Origin of the sequence: Taibaiella koreensis, assembly GCF_003545715.1 — a bacterium.
Lineage (GTDB): Bacteria > Bacteroidota > Bacteroidia > Chitinophagales > Chitinophagaceae > Taibaiella > Taibaiella koreensis.
On sequence record NZ_QVNU01000006.1, the window covers coordinates 325,869 to 343,301 of the forward strand.

The following is a 17,433-nucleotide window of genomic DNA, read 5'->3' on the forward strand; positions in this document are numbered from 1 at the left end:
TCCGGCATAAAATACTTATGTTTGTAAAGCCCTTTTAGCAAGGGCTTTATTTTTTGCCCCAATGCGCCGTTCATGAAGAAGAACTATATCGCCGACCTGTTTGTCCATAACCGTTGGTACCTGTTGCTGATCATAGGCATATTCCTGTTTCTCTCTGCTTTCTTTATAACTATTCTCTGGTATGCCGCCCTCGTGTATTTGCTGGTGCTGACAGCGCTTACGGTAATGGACTATGTGCTCCTGTTTGCCGGCAAACGCGGGCTTCAGGCGCAACGTATCGTGAATGAGCGGCTGAACCTTGGCGAGGAAAACCCTGTGAGCATAGGCCTGGTGAGCAGCTTTCCCTTTGCCGTAGCGATAAGGCTGATCGATGAAGTGCCTGTGCAATTCCAGAAGCGGGACTTTAATCTGAAGCTGCGTGCGGCGGCAGGCAAAAAGCAAACGGCGGGCTATAGCCTCAGGCCGGTGGCGCGGGGAGAGTATATTTTCGGTCGCATACTGGGCTATGTAAGCAGTCCGCTGGGCTTGCTGGAGCGCCGGTGCATTATTCCGGCTACACAAGCCATCAAGGTGTACCCCTCCACCCGTTACCTGCGGCAATACCAGCTATTGGCCCTGAGCGACAGCAATCAGTATATCGGCGTTAAAAAGACCCGGAAGCTGGGACATAGCATGGAGTTTGAGCAGATCAAGGAATATGTTCAGGGCGACGATATACGCACCATCAACTGGAAAGCCACAGCAAGGCGGGGCAACCTGATGGTCAATAATTTTATAGATGCCCGCAGCCAGCAGATCTATTGCATTATCGATAAAGGCCGCACGATGAAGATGCCCTTCGATGGCATGAGCCTGCTCGACTACTCGATCAACGCAGCGCTTATTTTTATGAATATCGCCTTGCTGAAGCAGGATCGCGCGGGGCTCATCACTTTTGGCGCAAAAGTGAACGATATCATCGCTTCGGAGCGCGGACATATGCAGATCAGCAAGCTCAACGAAGCCTTGTACCGGCAGCAGACCGACTTTAAGGACAGCAGCCTGGAGGCCTTGGGCACAGCGATCTACCACAAACTGTCGCAGCGCAGCTTCCTGTTGCTGTTTACCAATTTTGAGACCATGTCGTCGCTGGAGCGGCAGCTACCCTACCTGCGTAAGCTGGCATCGCGCCATTTGCTTTGTGTCGTCTTCTTTGAAAATACCCTGCTGAAAGAAATACACGATGCCCATCCCGATTCGCTGGAAGGCATCTATATCAAAACCATCGCCGACCGCTTCAGCTTTGAAAAGAAGCAGATCGTCAAAGAGCTGCGCCGTCATGGCATTCTCTCGGTGCTCACTACGCCTCAGGAGCTTACCGTCGATGTAATCAACAAGTACCTGGAGCTGAAAGCCCGGCAAATGGTATGATCCTTATCTATTCGTGGTGATAGGGAGAATTGTTGAGGATGCTGAAGGCCCGGTATACCTGTTCGGCCACGATAAGCCGCACCATCTGGTGGGGAAACACAAGAGCAGACAAGGACCATGTTTGCCTGGCGGCTGCTCTTACCGCATCGGTAACCCCAAAGGCGCCTCCAATGAGTAGTACCAATGTTTTGACACCCTGGTTCATACATTGCTGAAATTGCTTCGCCCACTGCGGCGAGTCCAGGGCTTTGCCCCGCTCGTCGAGTAATACCAGGTAGTGCCCGGGCTGCAGCCGTTTCAATATCATTTCTTCCTCGATCAGCTTGACACGTGCTACGTCTGTAGAAGCGGCCTTGCGTGGCGGCTGAAGAATAACCAGGGATACCGGGTTCCAGGGCTTTGTCTTCTGAAAATAATATTGCAGCCCTTTTTCAATAAAATCTTCGTTACCTTTACCTAAAGACCAGATCTCGATATTCATGGTTTTTTTGAAAAAAAAGAGAAAAAAATTTGCTGCGAAGTTAAAAAATTATTTACCTTTGCACTCCCATCAACGGAATGGCTGCGTAGCTCAACTGAATAGAGCATCTGACTACGGATCAGAAGGTTTCAGGTTTGAATCCTGACGCGGTCACTAGAAACAACAAAAAGGAGATCAATCGATCTCCTTTTTTATTTCAAAACAATCTTGCAAGGCCGGCCGGGGCGCATAGACGGCTGTACCGGAAACACTCCTTAATACCATCGGCTCTACATACAGTAAAGGCAAGTATACGTGTTTAAACATATCTGGCTTAAAGGCTGGCAGTCGTTTGTTTCGGGCGACTGGCATATTTGCCCGGGATGATACGTAAATGGCTTGGTACCGCAATTAGCCATTACAAGCGAGTCCTGCAGCGTAGGACAGTTGGCAGCACACGATTCTCCGGGTGGATTCGTGGCACAATTTATGGCTGCAGAGTCTCCACCTCCCAGCACATGTGCCCTTTTGCTCAGATCGACTATTTGGTCTTTAACGAGCATCAGCTTCTTTCCCAGGGCAATTTTTTTTCGTTTCATATGGCTCTTTTTTTGTGAGCCGTAAAGGTCGCACCGGCTACTGAAAGTTTTTTTCAGTGGGATTAACCTCGCCTCCCAACGGTGTTGCCTATTTCACCAAAAGCAAAAACCAACTATACGCAATATCATCTCAGGAAATGTCTGGCTTATTGAGCGTACGCATACCTGTGAGGCCTTTGCGGACTGGATGGAAACGAACCTGTCCCGACATCATTGGGACCATTACAAGGCGGCATGCTAACCAACTATAAACTGAGTAGCGTTGTTTTTAGGGCTGGCAGTAAAGCCAGAATCTGCGCATGGCTATATATTTTCCCATTCCACCGCGCCGCTGCGTGCGCCGCGAGAAACAAAACTTACCATAAACAAAAAAGCCCCACATTTCTGTGAGGCTTCTGCGGAATGGACGGGGCTACAATCGAACCCCTTGTGCCGCTTTTGACCTTTATAAATAGCATCGACTTAAATAAATTAATTGATAATAAGCCAGATATAAAATTAGACCAAACATGTCAAAATAATCCTTTAGACAGTCACGCTATTAGAAAAAGAAAAAAGGGAGGGCCCAAGGTATAATTTTCTGAAGGAGTAAGATAGTGGACGGGAGAGTTATCGAACATTTTAAGAAGTGCTAACAAAGTGCCTGTATTAATTTAAGCGATCAATTGACCAGTCATAAGCTATTCCATTTCGTCATTTCTCTCTCTTTTACACTATCTACAATTTTAGCGTAAACCTGAGTCGTCTTTAAATTAGTATGACCAAGCAATTTGCTGACCACTTCAATGGGAATACCTAAGGTTATAGATACGGTAGCAAAAGTATGTCTTGCTACGTGACAAGTCAGTTTTTTAGGGATGTTGTATCGCTGTCCGAATGCTTTTAAAATACGATTGGTGACTTTATTGCAATACACGCGGAATACTGTTTGAGACTTGGAAGGCTCAGGAAGTAGCTGCAAGGCTTTATTTGTTAATGGGATACCTACCATATACCCAGTTTTATGCATTTTTATCTGTAGACTGTTTCCTTCAATTGACGATGTTTTAAGTCCCTTTAGGTCTGAGTACCGCAAACCAGTATAACAGGAAAACAGGAAATATTGTAGTATCTCTTTTTCCTTGACATCCACAATTTCACCTGTAAGGTAGGCTTGTGCCAGTTTATTCAATTCTTCAGAGGTAAGAAAGTCTCTCTTCCCGTCTACTTTTTTAATTGTTATATATTTGAAGGGATTGTTTTTAATGTGCCCATACCGCATGGAGATATTAACGAAGGTTCGAAGGGAACGAAGACTTTTACTTGCGGTATTTTCATTATTATGTAGCACATGTAGCATATAGTGATGATAATCGTTAATAAATTTCTCGTTGATGTCTGCAAAAGCAACTTCCTTTTTGAACTTCAACATTTTTGTTATCTGCGACTTATAGCTCCACCAAGATTCCAACTTTAGACGGGCTTTGTTTTCATTCAGGTAATGAAGAATGTAATTGGTAAAGCTCTCTTCTGATTGTCCTGCAGAGTGCATATAATCTTTAAACTGGCCTAAGGTCAAAGGCGTATTTTCGTGCACAAAGTTGTTCAAGATAACTTTCAGCGCTTTTTTCTCAAAGGCTTCCAAAATAGCATTATATTTTTCATGGGCAAGATTCCGCCTCTTTACTCGCTGTTTCTTTTCAGACCAGTCTTCTTTTGATAATGCTACCGAGGTAGCCATTTCTATTTTCTTTCCGTATTGAAATGCTCTTAAGTATATAGGATTAAGGCCATTTTTATTTACCTCTGGTTTGAGCACGAAATTGTAGGTTATACGAGTTGTCATATTTTCTTATGAAGTATTTCTGAAGTCTAAATAACCAATATAATTTCAATGAGGAATTATTTTAACTGATTTTATGAGCTTTTAGTGGACTTTGAAGATTTTCCCTGGTGATAGGAAATCCATTTCCTCTGAAGCAGAATTATGGTAAAAGCTTTATGGGAAGTGTTGTGTTAGGCAAAGGGTTTATTGTTTCCTTAAAAGACGCGGAAGTATTGATTTCGAAAGACCCTCGTAATAAAGAGGTGTTGTTTCCATATTTAAATGGAGAAGATCTTAATAATAATCCTGAACAGAAGGCTTCTCGCTGGATAATAAACTTTTTTGATTGGTCGGAGGAGAAAGCAAGTACCTATCAAGATTGCTTTGAGATTGTAAAACGTCTTGTGAAACCAGAGAGGCAAAGACCCAATAATAATATGGGTAGAAACAAATGGTGGCAATTTTACAGAAGAGGTGTCGAGTTATACGAGACCATATCTCAGTTAGACCAGGTCATGGTAATAAATCGATATTCCAAACATTTAACTCCGGATTTTCAACCGATAAATATTGTCTTCTCAGATTCAATAGTGGTTATTGCATTGAGTTCCTATAGTCAATTTACGATCCTCTCTTCTGTAATCCATGACGCATGGGCTTGGAAGAACAGCTCGACAATGGGTGCTTCAACATTACGATATTCTGCTAGTAAAGCATTTGAATCTTTCCCCTTTCCAAAAACAGAATCGAACAACCTAGAAGAAATAGGAAACTCTTTAATTAATTTTCGCAAGAGCTTAATGGTTAAAGCTAATATGGGTTTAACAGAATTATATAACCTATTTCATAATCCTAAACTCGAAACTACACATGAATTGTATTCTGATATTTTACAATTACGTAAACTTCATTTTGACATAAATAAATTTATTCTAAAAGCGTACAATTGGGATGATATTCAATTGAAACACGATTTTTATGACATAGAGTATTTGCCTGAAAATGATCGTGTTCGACTCTCTATACATCCCGATGCACGACGAGAAATACTTAAACGTCTTTTAATATTAAATCAAGAACGACATATTACTGAAGCCCCTGCAAAAACAACTACTGGCAACAATAGGTTACAAAAATTGTCTGATTCACTTAATTTATTTACTAATCCAATTGATGGCTAGAAGAGCGTGGAAATATTCTCCTGTTGCAAATCCGCTTTATTAATAATTGGTTTACACTGTTCAAATGCTCGCAGTTGATGATTTAACATGAGCAATCGTTTTAAAATTTCTTTGCGTGCCAAGGGATGTATAGTAAACCGCACTTTGTCGCCATCTGGAAGAAATTCTAATTCATAAAAATCATGTTTCAATTGAATATCATTCCAACCGTAAGCATTTAAAACTACTATGTCCATTTTAACATGTAATAATCTTAAGAACTCTATTTGCTCGACTACTCCATCATGAGTAATACCTTCAATAAATTCCAAGTGCTTTTTAAGAAATATAGATTCTTTACCAAATTCTTTTAAGAAAGAATTGTCCGTGAAACTTTTTTCTTCTCCGTTTATTTTTTGAAGTTTTTTCGCATGAAACAGGTTGTAAACTTTGGTTAAACCTATTTGGGCTTCTTTCATTAATGTCTTTCGAGCCCCATAATAGTTATTCCCAATAAATTTCATTTGTTCTATATATTTATCAGAAACCTTTAACGGGAACGGAAATGTTTCGAAACAAACTGAAGGAGTATACCTCAGGTCGCTCTTCATAGATGAGCCATATAACCAAGCCCATATATTGTGAATTGTAGACTGTATAACGCAAAAGGAAGCAAAATCATTATAAGCAAAAAGGCCTAATGAATGAGAGAATACTTGATTAGAGGGTAGTAAAGTAATTGCAACGGTTTTACTTGTCAGGGCAACCGCCATGACCTGGTCTAACTGAGATATAGTCTCGTATAATGCGGGGCGCTTCTCTCCATAAATCCACCATTTCTGTGGTAGGGGCTTGCGCAATGCATAAGTACCTATGATTTCGTTTCCTTCCTCGTCTGTTTTCCATCTTTGCCTCTCTGGCATTACACGCTCTTCAAGAATCTCAAAGCAATCCGGGTAGGTCCGTGCTTTTTCCTCGCTCCAATCGAAAAAATTAATCACCCAGCGAGAAGGCCTCTGTTCCGGGTCGTTGTTCAGGTCATCTCCATTCAAATATGGAAATAGCACGTCCTTATTACGTGGATCTTTGGCAATAAGTTCTTTGGCCTCTTCTGGGCTAAGCACAAACCCCTTACCCAATACAATACTGCCCTGAAAACTCTTCTTGGCGTTAGCCTTCAGAGGAAATGGATTTCCTATCACCAGGGAATCATCTAAATAAGGGGTAATAGTTTGTACCAGTTTATTATCCAAAAAGTACTTTTTGTCCCAACTGCCTTTGATGATAGTTACTAAAGAGACTTCTACTGCGGCTACACCAGGCCAACGCATGCTTCGTATGGCATGGTTGATGGTTCCACCATTGTTTACAATAAAGTCCAAACCACCTTCTCTGGCTTTGCCTTGCGCAATGGTATTTGTAGATATCAGTGATTGAAAACCGCCATTTTTTATAATGGAAAATATTCTTCTGAAGAAATAGGTAACGAGATCGACTGCGCCTATCGGTGCAAACTGGTGTTTGATAAATTCCAAAAAAGGATCTCCAAAATTTCCACTTAATTTCTGCCCGCCTAAAAATGGTGGATTGCCCAATATGCAATCGAAGCCGCCTTCGTTGAACACTTCAGGAAACTCAATAAACCAATGAAAAAAACGCTCTTCAAGTGCCACAGCGGCCGCTTTTGCCGTTGAAGGGATCTGCCAGCCTTTATACCCACTTAATATCAGACGGTAATCGGCATCGGTTATCAATGCTTGCTTGTTGCTTTCGGTTTTAGGAATAAAAAACTGGGCTACCTGCAGGTCGGCCATCGTTTTTAAAAAGGTAAAACCCTTGCTGTCCACAAATCTTTTATAGGCTTTGATTTTTCTGTTAATCTCTTCCGGCGTGGTTTCAGGCAGGTGACTAAATGTTTTATACACAGCCATTGTTTCCTGCAAAGTCGTATCCACTTGCGCATCGGTAGTTAATTGCTGTGCAGCCTGGGCCGATTCCATGCGCTTACGCTCTTGTTTGTTCCTTTTAAGCAAGCCGGCAGCAATTTCTTTATCATCGGCTGATAATGTCTTAAAAGCCTCGTTAGCAATTCCGTTTTCCAGTTCTTCCCTAATACCCAGTCCAACTATGGCATCGCCGCATTTAATATGGTGATCCAGAAAATTAAGCGGTTGACCCGGTTCGTGTGCTTCCAGCCACATGGCCACCTTACAGAGTTCAACTGCTAATGGGTTTTTATCCACTCCATAGATACAATTTCGTATGGCATCACCGATAGCATGGCGCTGTACTGTTGGCGATGGCTGGTCTTCTCCGCTGCGTAAACGGGCCAGTTCAAAGCCTATTCTCCGAGCGGCAGACAACAGGATGTGCCCGCTGCCACAAGCCACATCGCATACTCTTAAAGATAGCAAAGCGGCTTCCGGGTCGGGCATTTTCAGCTTGTCTTGTATCTGGTGTTCCAGAGAGTGTTGTATCAATGGCTTAACCAGCTCTTCGGGCGTGTAGTGACTTCCACTCTTGCTGCGATCGGTACCTTGTTTGAAGATAAACATCCCGCCACTAAATTCGGGTTCGTATTCCAGCAAGCCTTCATACACGGAACCAAATTCTTCTACGTCCAGATCGGCATAATTTACACGAACCAGTTGACCTGATTCATTGATGAAGTTGGTGAGGTGCCGGAGTATGCTCAATAAATGTTGATTACTGAGCATTTGTCCCGTCAGAATACCTAGTGCATCGGGCGCAAAAAGACCTGAGCCCAGGGGGGCTATACCCAATGCCCGGCCATAGCTATCCTGCTCATACAGGGAGAAACAAGTTTGAAGAGAAAGCCAGAGATCGCATTTTTCGGGCTCTACAAATACCCGTTTACCGGCAAGGCTACAGATGCGCCTGACGCTGTAATAATCATAATAGATTTTACGTTTGGCTTCCAATTCAGCATTTCTTGTCTCTGGGAAAACCAATTTTCGTTCTTCAATCACCATCAGGAAAAGGAGACGGTATATAACCCTGAGATTATAGATATAATAGTCTTTTGCACTTATGGAATTGGTAGCAACTGCTTCCTGTAGGTTTTCGTTTGTTTTGTGGTGTAAAAAACTGTTCGCTATTTCTTTAATGGATGTTTCTACGGCAAGGCTAAGCTTTTCGCGTATGCGGCCGCCATGTGCCAGGGCTTCCAGGTGATAATATTCCAGGTAACTGTCCGGACCGGCATCCATCTGCTGAGGCATGCGACTGGCATGCAGTAAGCGGAACAGTAACGCAAACTCCGTATAAAGCTGCTCTTCCATGATCTGCTCCAGGTTGAACTCCAGGTAGCTGAGTCGGCTTAAACGAGTGGCATCACGCAACAGGCGTAAAAACTTGCCGTTACTCACCAGTGCATATAAATGCTCCTGATTGTTCAAGTACTCCTGCGCCAAGGCATGTGGCGACAATCTTGGGCCACCTGTATCGGCCCGTTTGTCAAGTGATTGCTGAACGCCAATAATGTGAACGGGGAAATTATCAAGATTGGTTGCTCTATGGCTGATGGCATAGCTTTTCTCATTGATCAGTTCGGCTGTTGCGCTACCCAATTCATAACCCAACAGACTCATCAAGGGTAGCATCCAGTATTTACGTGTTTCGGATGTGCCGCTTTCCGTCTCCCCCAGTTGCTCCCTTTTCTTTTTAAACACTTCCCAGTGCGATGTTGCCAGAGACCAGGCAATGCTGATCTCATCCCTTACTGTGGTATTGGGAGCAAGGCGAAAGTCTTTGGATGTTTGGAAACGGATGTCCTCCGTGCGGATTTTGTCCAGCACTTCGGTACTTAATATATTACCTTGTATCAGGATGGAAGTAAATGTCATAATCTTATAGGTCTTTAGGCTTAGGCATTAACAGGTATACACCCATTACATCTGGGGGTAGTACAGGAGTAGCTTTCTCATAACGGCGGCCGCCTACCAGTTCTTTAAACCGTGCATGAGCAGCTACGAGCTGGTCTGCCCGCAGGTTAGCTAAGTCCATAAAATGTGGTTTCATAGCAGCAAAGCGTTGCAACTCTTCGGCTATATTGTTTTGTTGGCGATCTATGGATAGGTTGCTTAAGCTTTTTGATTGGATTAAAAGGTTCTTTGCAGTAGCAAAATCCAGGACTTCTATATTGTCGGCTATGCTTTGGTAACCCCACAGATACATTTCTTCAGCAATGCTTTCCCGCGAAGCGTTCACTTCTTTAATTACATTTCTTACGCGGAACATTACCAGTACCGTTTTGGTAACCACGCTATCCGTCTGTATTTCACATACCCGGGCTATTTTACCATAGTTAGGCTTTGGTTCAAAAGAGAGGGCAATGAGAAACTGGCATAGCATTTCGGTAAATTTATGGTTTCGCCCGATGTAGGTATATCCTTTAGGGGTTGGTGATGCAAAGCTTATTTTTATCGGGCCTTGCTGTTTAAAGCAAGCCCTGATGTGGGCCGGTAGGTTATCTGGTTGCAGCGTATAGCCATTTTGTCCGTCCGGCTGGCAAACACCGCCTAATTGTTGTACGGTACTGCTTACAAAATGGGCCAGGCTCTGCAAATCCCCGATGGCTTCGTCTACCTGTTCCAGGTCTGCTTTGATCGTATTGGGATCAACGGTTTCGTGTGCAAAAATACTGCGTATGTTTTCACCACGTTTACGGGCCAGTTCCAGCTCATTGGTGATGACCTCTTCGGTATCCTGAAATAGCTGCTGCTGCTTTCCTCCTTGTTTCCGGTCGCTGCGCAACAGGCGTTGTGCGGCCTCGCTCATAATAGACTTACTGTTTTCGCCGATAATAATGGACACTCCGGTAGATCGCTGAATGTCGCGTACTTTCCGGATCAATACTTCCAGTATGAACAGATCCATTTCATTGTTTTCGCCATATAAAACATAGGTTTTTACGGTAGGGGCAGCTTGTCCGAAACGATCCACCCGGCCTTCCCGCTGTTCAATCCGATTGGGATTCCAGGGCAGGTCGTAGTGCAGTACCGCGGTAAAATGCTCCTGGAGGTTAATACCTTCGCTCAGGCAATCTGTTGCCACCAGTACCCGCCGGGTAGCAGTGCTCATGATATCTATCCGCTCGCGCCGTTGCTCATCAGCCAGCTCGGAAGTGATGGCCTCAACGTGTACATTCTTGGGAAGGGCTGCTTTCAATTGCTCGGCCACATAGTTGGCTGTAGGTATATAGTGGCAAAATACGATTGGGTCGTATCCTTCTTTTATCCATTGCTTTATTAGTTTGATGGTTACTTCTATCTTTTGATCGGAGTGATTCCGGTATAAGACATCAGCCTGCTGATACAATACTTCCAGCGTTGTCTTTTCGCTTTGGGAAAAAGCGATCGCTTCTACAATATCCTGTCTCGGCATATCTTCTATCTGTTCGAGGTTTTCAAACAGGCTGAGTTCGATCGGTTCTTCACCGGTTAATTCAGCCATACCCTCGTCCAGTTTTTCCCTGCGGCGTTGCAACATCTCCCTGGCCATAGCCGGACTGCTCATGGCGCCCTTTATCAACGATATGGCAGCCCAGGAACGCAATAGCTTGGTTTGCTCATTGGTGGCCCCATCTGCCGAAATGCCCCTTGCAAATTGCAACAGGCTGTTGTAGAAAAGCTGATAATCTTCATTTAAGAAGAAGCCTATTTCTTTGGAATCTCTTTCGGGAAAATCTGTTTTTTCATTTAGCCAGCGCCGGATGTTTTCCCTCTTTCGCTGTACAAAATGACGGGCTATTTTTTCGCGTTCTTTTCGCTCTAGGTTATCAAAGTGAAGCTTGCCAAATTCCGGTTTTAACAATCCCAGCAAAGCGGCAAATTCGCTGTCTTTACCACTATGGGGTGTTGCAGTCAATAGTATAATCTGCCGTTTCTGATCGGCAGCTAAATCATATAGTAAAGCATAACGCTGTTGCTGCGATTTACTTTTGGAACCCGATGGCAGGGTGCAGGTATGGGCTTCATCTACAATAATAAATTCCGGGCAATCATTCAGGAAAATGCCACGCCGTTTATCTGCCTTGATATAGTCGATGGATATGACTTGATAGGGCATATGGTGAAATACGCTCCGGTCGTCGGGCAATTGACGATCGAGTTTGGCTGCTGTGCTGGAGCGGATGATCTCAGCATCGATATCCAGTTTGTCCTTTAGTTCCTGCTGCCATTGCTCACAGAGGTGTGGTGGGCAGATCACCGCAAATCGTTTTACTTCGCCCCGCTCCATCAATTCTTTGAGAATAATCAGGGCTTCAATGGTTTTGCCAATACCAACATCATCGGCAATCAATAATCTTGGTGTATCGAGCTTTAAAGCCATTACCAATGGGATCAGCTGGTAAGCCCTGGGCCTGAAAGATAACTTACCCATACACCTGAAAGGCCCGGAGGCATTGCGAAACGATAACCTGAAGGCATCGTATAAAAGCCGTGCGGTATCAAAAGAGCCAATTTCTGTGGCCTGGGGTGCCGGAAATTGTGCTGTTGCTATCTTTTCGGCCGGAAGCTGAAGGAGTAAATATACCGCCGTGGTTTCTTCTTCCGAACCACCCAGGGGGCGGATGCAAAGCAGGTCAGCATTATCGGAAGGTAATACCATCCAATCTCGTTGGCGATAATGTACCAGGGTGCCGGGTTTATGTTCAGTGGTTAGAGGCATATTATCCTTGTTTTCTGAAAATGTCTTTTCGTGTATTAATAAATTCTTCTATCGGGGTCCGGTAATGCCATACCAATACATCGTAGCCGGCATCTTTTAATAGGTTTCGTTTATGTTCGTCCTGTGTCTGTAAAATTGATTCGTCATGGATTGATCCATCGCAGAACACCAATACAGGGCCGTTAGTGGTATTGTACACAAAGTCCACACTGATGTAGTAGTCATCCATATTTACCTGGGCTTTATGGGGCAGGGCCAGCTTATTTTGGTACAGGTATTTCAATAAAGGCAATTCTGAATGGCTGTTCTTATCATAAGCTTGCAACAATGCCTGGTATTGTTGCTCATAATCGTTGCCCTCATTTAGTGGCGATACGTCACAATCCATCAGGTGTTGCAGCGGTTCCTTTATGCAATGCCGGTCCAGAATGTCGTGATGGCGTTGGTTATAATAACTTAACAGATCTTCATAAGAAGCACGTGGCAGTGTTTGGCCATAGGCTGTTTCTGTACGTGTTTCAGGATCAAAGTGCATTGCCTGGTAGGCCGTTGCAAATAGATCTTTCAACTGTGCGGGGTCTGCCACCAGTTGGGAAAGGATACCCAGGCTGCCTTGTGCGGCTTCGAAGATCAACAGGTTGGGCGTATCGGGATTACCCATGATGCTAATGCCGATCTCGCTGCTTTCCACCTGATATTTGATCTCTATTGCTCTTTTGAGCGCATAGCTCAGGCTGATGGTCTGTGCCGGGCTCAATTGAAGGTTAGCCAAAGGTTGCAGGTACAGCGTATCGGCTGTTTCTTTTACAAAAAGTAATACCTCTCTTTTTGCTGCAAGCGTATCTGGGTTTTCTAGTTCTTTCTGTGTAAGCCACTTGCCGTTTCTAGTGTCCAGCGCAAATCCTTCACTGGTTGCCCGCCTTGCCTGCCGGTTGAGTGAAATAAGATCGGTGGATTGGCCGTAAATCAGTTTCAATAATTCGGCTCCCGATTTTTTGATCACAGACTGTTTGCAATTCTCTATACCGGAAGTGTAGTGAAAATACTCTTCGATTTTATAGCCCTTGGAAGAGCGTTCTTCTTCAATACAGGAGATCCGTTCTCTGGGTCTGGCTTCCGATTCACTTAGCTCGATGAGGTTTCGCTTATACTCCATATTGCCTCCCTTTAATTCGGCATGTGTAATGGGATCATTATTGGCCCATTCGGCCTCATCGTCAAGAAAGGCATAGCCAGTACTATGAGAGATTTTTATTTTTCGTTGCAGCTCTTCGGGATTGAGCAGGTTCATCCGGTTTACTTCGTATTTGCTGCCATTGTGGTAAAGGATATTCTGCGGGGCAAATTCTCTTAAAGCCACACCTTTGGCACGAGAAATATATTCACCCTGGCTGGCATGTTTATAGCCCACAAAGGTTCGAACCGGTAGACGGGTGAAGTTATAACTGGGTAGAAAACCCTCGGCAGCCAGGTAACGGAAAACATAAAACTCGGATTCACTTCCTGACTCTCTATTACTGTCGTTCAGCAATAATTCAACTTGCTTTAATCCGGCATTATGCCTTCGCTTAGCATCTTTATTCAAATCGCTGTCCTGCTTTATCGTCACATCGTCAAGGATGGCCCGAGCTTCGTTGATCATTTTTCGAGCAGCTTTATACAAATGGATCCACCTGTCAAAGGCTTTGATAAAATCCTTTTTAAAAGATCTCGTTTTATGCTCGAGCCAATTATCCGTATACCAGGAAGTTTTATCTAAATCAGTCGCAATTGTCTTTACTATTTGTTTAAACTCGGTTATCCAGCGTCCTTTTTGTGTTTGTATCCCATGATCAATGCTGGCTAAAAGGGCTGCTTTTACCGCAATAACCTGATCGTTGCTGATATCCAGCAATGCTGATACGGAAACCTTTACTTCTTTTAGGGACAGCTCCATTAATATAAAAGCATTGAAGTGGCTGCTCAACAGTTCTTCATTCGCCAGATCGATCCGGGGAGGCACTACAGCACCTGCCACCATCTTACCTGCTTCTTTAAAATAGTGTCGATCGTGAGGCGACCAGGCAGAACAATAAGTAATGACTACAGCTGTTTGCCCGCTACGTCCGGCACGGCCACTACGTTGTGCATAGTTGGCCGGGTTGGGTGGCACATTACGCATATGCACAATGTTGAGGTTGGCAATATCAATGCCCAGTTCCATAGTAGGGGAACAGTACAGGCTGGCCAGCTTGCCGGACCTGAATTGCTCTTCCCGCTGAATGCGGGTTTCTGCATTGAGCTGACCAGTATGTTCACGCCCCATCAATTCCCTGCCGAATTGCTGGAAATTGGTTTGGTACAATTCCTTGAAAAAAGGATTGGGAGCTATCTGTAGGGGGCGATAGGTGTTCATTCGGGTATTGTCAGTGGGTACTGTACTACCATCTCCCGCTTGCCAACGCAAACAGTCAGACCGCAAAAGGTAGCCATTGATCATGCCTCGTTCGCCTCGCAAGTTTTCTTGTTTGATCAGGAAAGTAGTGCTTACCAGTAGGTCGCAAAGCTGTTCGATGTACTTCCTGAACTGATCCTGGTTGAGCCAGGTAATATCGGCTTCTCTGAATTCCCGTTTAAAAAACTTACCTATACCTGATCTTGAACCCATAGAAGCAAAGTACACGCCTCTTTGAGTGCTACGTCCGGGTACTGCCGAAACCAAATAAGTAGGGCGGTCTATCTTTTCATTATGATCCAGGGCCCAGAGTTTATTTTCATCCAGGCGGTTGCGCAACAGGTTTTCCACTTCTGTTATTTCCTCCGACAAGTAGCGGTGATAAATAGAAAAATTGGTTCGGAAATAATTGAGCAATTGGATAAGGATATGCTTCCTTTTTTCGGGGGCAGCCTGATCCAGCAATTGCAGTCCGCGGAATTTTTCGTCCAGGCTAATCAATTTGTCCAGACGGCTATAATCTACCTGCAATAAAGCTGTTTGCTCCAGGTTGGGTAAGGTATAGCGCCAGCCTTTTTTCAGATCCTGGAAAATGCGGATAAGGATATAAATGCGTATAGCCTTTTCATTTTCCAGCTCCGGAAAATCAGGATCTTTGCTCACAAAATTAGGATGTGCATAGTCCGTTTCTTTTAATTTCAGCTCTTCCAGTACTTTTTCGGCAATATTGTTAATGTCCAGGCCATCCGAGATTTTTTGTGCTGCCTGGTACAAGCCGGCACGAAGACGTACTGTGGCAATAAAATCGTTGAAATGCCCTGCCTGTAAAGCAGCGTCCTGGCGATTGTCGGTAAAACTGAGCAGCTTTTGATCCGCTGTTTTTTCCCCTTGTTGGAGCAGCGATTTTATAATGCTGTAAGACATGATGGTGGTGGCGGTGCTCCGGCCCTCGTGTCCCAAGCTCATCAGTTTGGTGTTTTCGTTGGTTTTTGAATCTTCGTAAAAAATACCTGCTGTAGGGTCTACCCTTAATTTCACAGGAAGGTAATAGCCTTTAAGTGGATAAATAGGCTGATGAGAATATTGACCTGCAGCATTAAAATAGATCTGACGGGGCATATGCCATTCATAGTAGGGGCGAAATACATTATTGGCGTTATTCAGCCAGGCTTCGGGCGCCAAGTCCAGTAGATCATCTCTCCAGAATTCTTCTCCTTCATCCAGTATCAGGTAGCCGAAGCGAAGATTGTGTTCATTCAATTGATTTCCGGTTAATTCTTTTTGTGTAAGAACCGTTACCGCGGCTTCCGGATTACGAGGAAGTAATGTCTGGCTCTTGGTATCTTTTTCTACACAGATAAAATCGATACCTGAATAGCGGCTAAAAAGGAGCGGATACAATAGTTTTTCACCCTCTTCATCTTTCACATAACGGCCTGATTGAATGGTGATCGTTCGTTGTGCACGGGATTCGAGTGTAACGGCTACGGTACTTGTTTGCGCGATAAACTGGTGAAACCGAAAAGGAAGGTAGGATTTGCGCTGATGGCGGTTTCTTTCGTTGAGTTTTTCTGCCCATTGCAATAAATCCGTAATGGTAATCTGTGCTTTGGAAGTATCAATTTCAGCAGCTTTTTTTAATGCTTCTGCTATTTCAGGAACAGATCTGGGCTTTCCGCGTTCCAGTTTATCCTGGTTATCACTCAGGGCTATTTCTAGCTCCAGCCAATTGCTGAGCGGATGCTGTATAAACGCTGCTTCGTCTGCGTCTTTATCGATACCATCCATTACTGCATTATGCAGCGTCATAGCATCGGGTAGATTTCCTTCGGTACAGGTTCTTAGCTTTTCATCAATAATCTGATCCTGGGTAAAAGTGGTGCCAAAGATCTGAGTGGCTACCTTAGCTACAGCCTGTCTTTTTTCTTCGGGTGTACCTTGCGAAGCCATGGTTGCGGAGGTGCCAATACAGATAAGGGACTGATCACAATGGTTATGTATTCTTCTAATGAGCATACTCACATCTGCACCCTGCCTACCTTTATAAGTGTGGAGCTCGTCAAATACCAGGTATTTCAGGTTTTTTTTCAACAATGTGCGCAGCCATGATTCTGATGCCCGGGTCATTATCAATTCGAGCATCATGTAATTGGTCAGGATAATGTCCGGTTCTTCCAGTTCTACTTTTTGCCGCTCCTCTGCTTTTTCCTGTCCGGTATATTTGGCAAATGAAATGGGAAATTCAGCTCCGGATGCTTTTTTATAATTTTCTGAATACTTCTTGATCTCTTCTTCCTGGGAGTTGATCAGTGCATTCATCGGATAAACCAGTATGGCTTTTACACCCTTCGTTTTGCCGGACCCCGCATTAAAAATATCATTGAATATAGTGGATAGATAAGTGAGCGATTTACCAGATCCTGTTCCGGAAGTAACAACAAACCCTTTGCCTTCCAGCCCCATCCGCAGTGCTTCTATTTGATGGTGAAACAGCCGGTAATCTCCTAAAGCCTGGGGCAATTGATTATTAATCTTGTTATCGCTTTCAATTGCCAGATCAGAAAGTGATTTGCCTTCAACATAGGCCGGGTTGAACTGGATTAAGGGCTCCGGAATAAAGCCTGAGCCTTCAAATGACTGGCTTACTTCTTCCAAAATCCTGCCATCGGCGATCGCCAAAAAGGATTTAAGGTAACTGCGATAGTCAGATATAATGCTATTGTGCGTCAAGAAAGCATCCATAGTGGTTTGTTTATATTAAATTCCTCAATTGTAACATCAAGTGCATCGGCTTAATGCATTTTCACCTTAGCAGTAAAAGCATAAACTGCCTGGGTAAGCTCTTTTTACAAAGGAAGGCGGTTACAATTATG

8 protein-coding genes and 1 tRNA gene are annotated in these 17,433 nt (G+C 44.0%); 3 read left to right on the forward strand and 6 right to left on the reverse strand.

Annotated features, from left to right (window positions below; all coding sequences use genetic code 11):
* Positions 1-72 precede the first annotated feature (72 nt).
* Positions 73-1,410 carry a DUF58 domain-containing protein gene (locus tag DZK30_RS19765; protein WP_118975906.1) on the forward strand — a complete coding sequence of 446 codons (1,338 nt, stop codon included), beginning with the start codon at positions 73-75 and terminating at the stop codon, positions 1,408-1,410.
* Between the two features lie 7 nt (positions 1,411-1,417).
* Here DZK30_RS19765 and DZK30_RS19770 read toward each other — a convergent pair whose 3' ends face one another.
* The gene (locus DZK30_RS19770) at positions 1,418-1,891 is read right to left on the reverse strand and encodes a 23S rRNA (pseudouridine(1915)-N(3))-methyltransferase RlmH (RefSeq protein ID WP_118975907.1); all 474 of its coding nucleotides are present in this window, start codon (positions 1,889-1,891) and stop codon (positions 1,418-1,420) included.
* A gap of 79 nt (positions 1,892-1,970) precedes the next feature.
* On the opposite strand from DZK30_RS19770, the gene DZK30_RS19775 reads away from it, so the two are divergent.
* Positions 1,971-2,044 (forward strand) — tRNA-Arg (locus tag DZK30_RS19775).
* 116 nt (positions 2,045-2,160) lie between these two features.
* Here DZK30_RS19775 and DZK30_RS25990 read toward each other — a convergent pair.
* Both DZK30_RS25990 and DZK30_RS19780 read right to left on the reverse strand, forming a co-directional pair.
* Entirely contained in the window at positions 2,161-2,469 is a 309-nt protein-coding gene (locus DZK30_RS25990) for a hypothetical protein (RefSeq protein WP_162903266.1), read from the reverse strand.
* 673 nt (positions 2,470-3,142) lie between these two features.
* Entirely contained in the window at positions 3,143-4,267 is a 1,125-nt protein-coding gene (locus DZK30_RS19780) for a site-specific integrase (RefSeq protein WP_240432956.1), read from the reverse strand.
* Between the two features lie 182 nt (positions 4,268-4,449).
* On the opposite strand from DZK30_RS19780, the gene DZK30_RS19785 reads away from it, so the two are divergent.
* On the forward strand, positions 4,450-5,454 hold the full coding sequence (locus tag DZK30_RS19785) for a type IIL restriction-modification enzyme MmeI (RefSeq protein ID WP_205529509.1): 1,005 nt from the start codon (positions 4,450-4,452) through the stop codon (positions 5,452-5,454).
* Here the strand turns inward: DZK30_RS19785 and DZK30_RS19790 are convergent.
* From DZK30_RS19790 to DZK30_RS19800, 3 genes are read right to left on the reverse strand one after another with little or no spacing between them, the layout of a single operon-like run.
* Entirely contained in the window at positions 5,451-9,299 is a 3,849-nt protein-coding gene (locus DZK30_RS19790) for an Eco57I restriction-modification methylase domain-containing protein (protein WP_240432957.1), read from the reverse strand. The genes DZK30_RS19785 and DZK30_RS19790 overlap by 4 nt on opposite strands.
* A 4-nt stretch (positions 9,300-9,303) precedes the next feature.
* Positions 9,304-12,126, reverse strand: a complete 2,823-nt coding sequence (locus DZK30_RS19795) for a helicase-related protein (RefSeq protein ID WP_118975910.1) — start codon at positions 12,124-12,126, stop codon at positions 9,304-9,306.
* Between the two features lies 1 nt (position 12,127).
* Positions 12,128-17,302, reverse strand: coding sequence for a DEAD/DEAH box helicase (locus DZK30_RS19800; protein ID WP_118975911.1), 5,175 nt, complete (start codon positions 17,300-17,302; stop codon positions 12,128-12,130).
* Between the last annotated feature and the right edge of the window lie 131 nt (positions 17,303-17,433).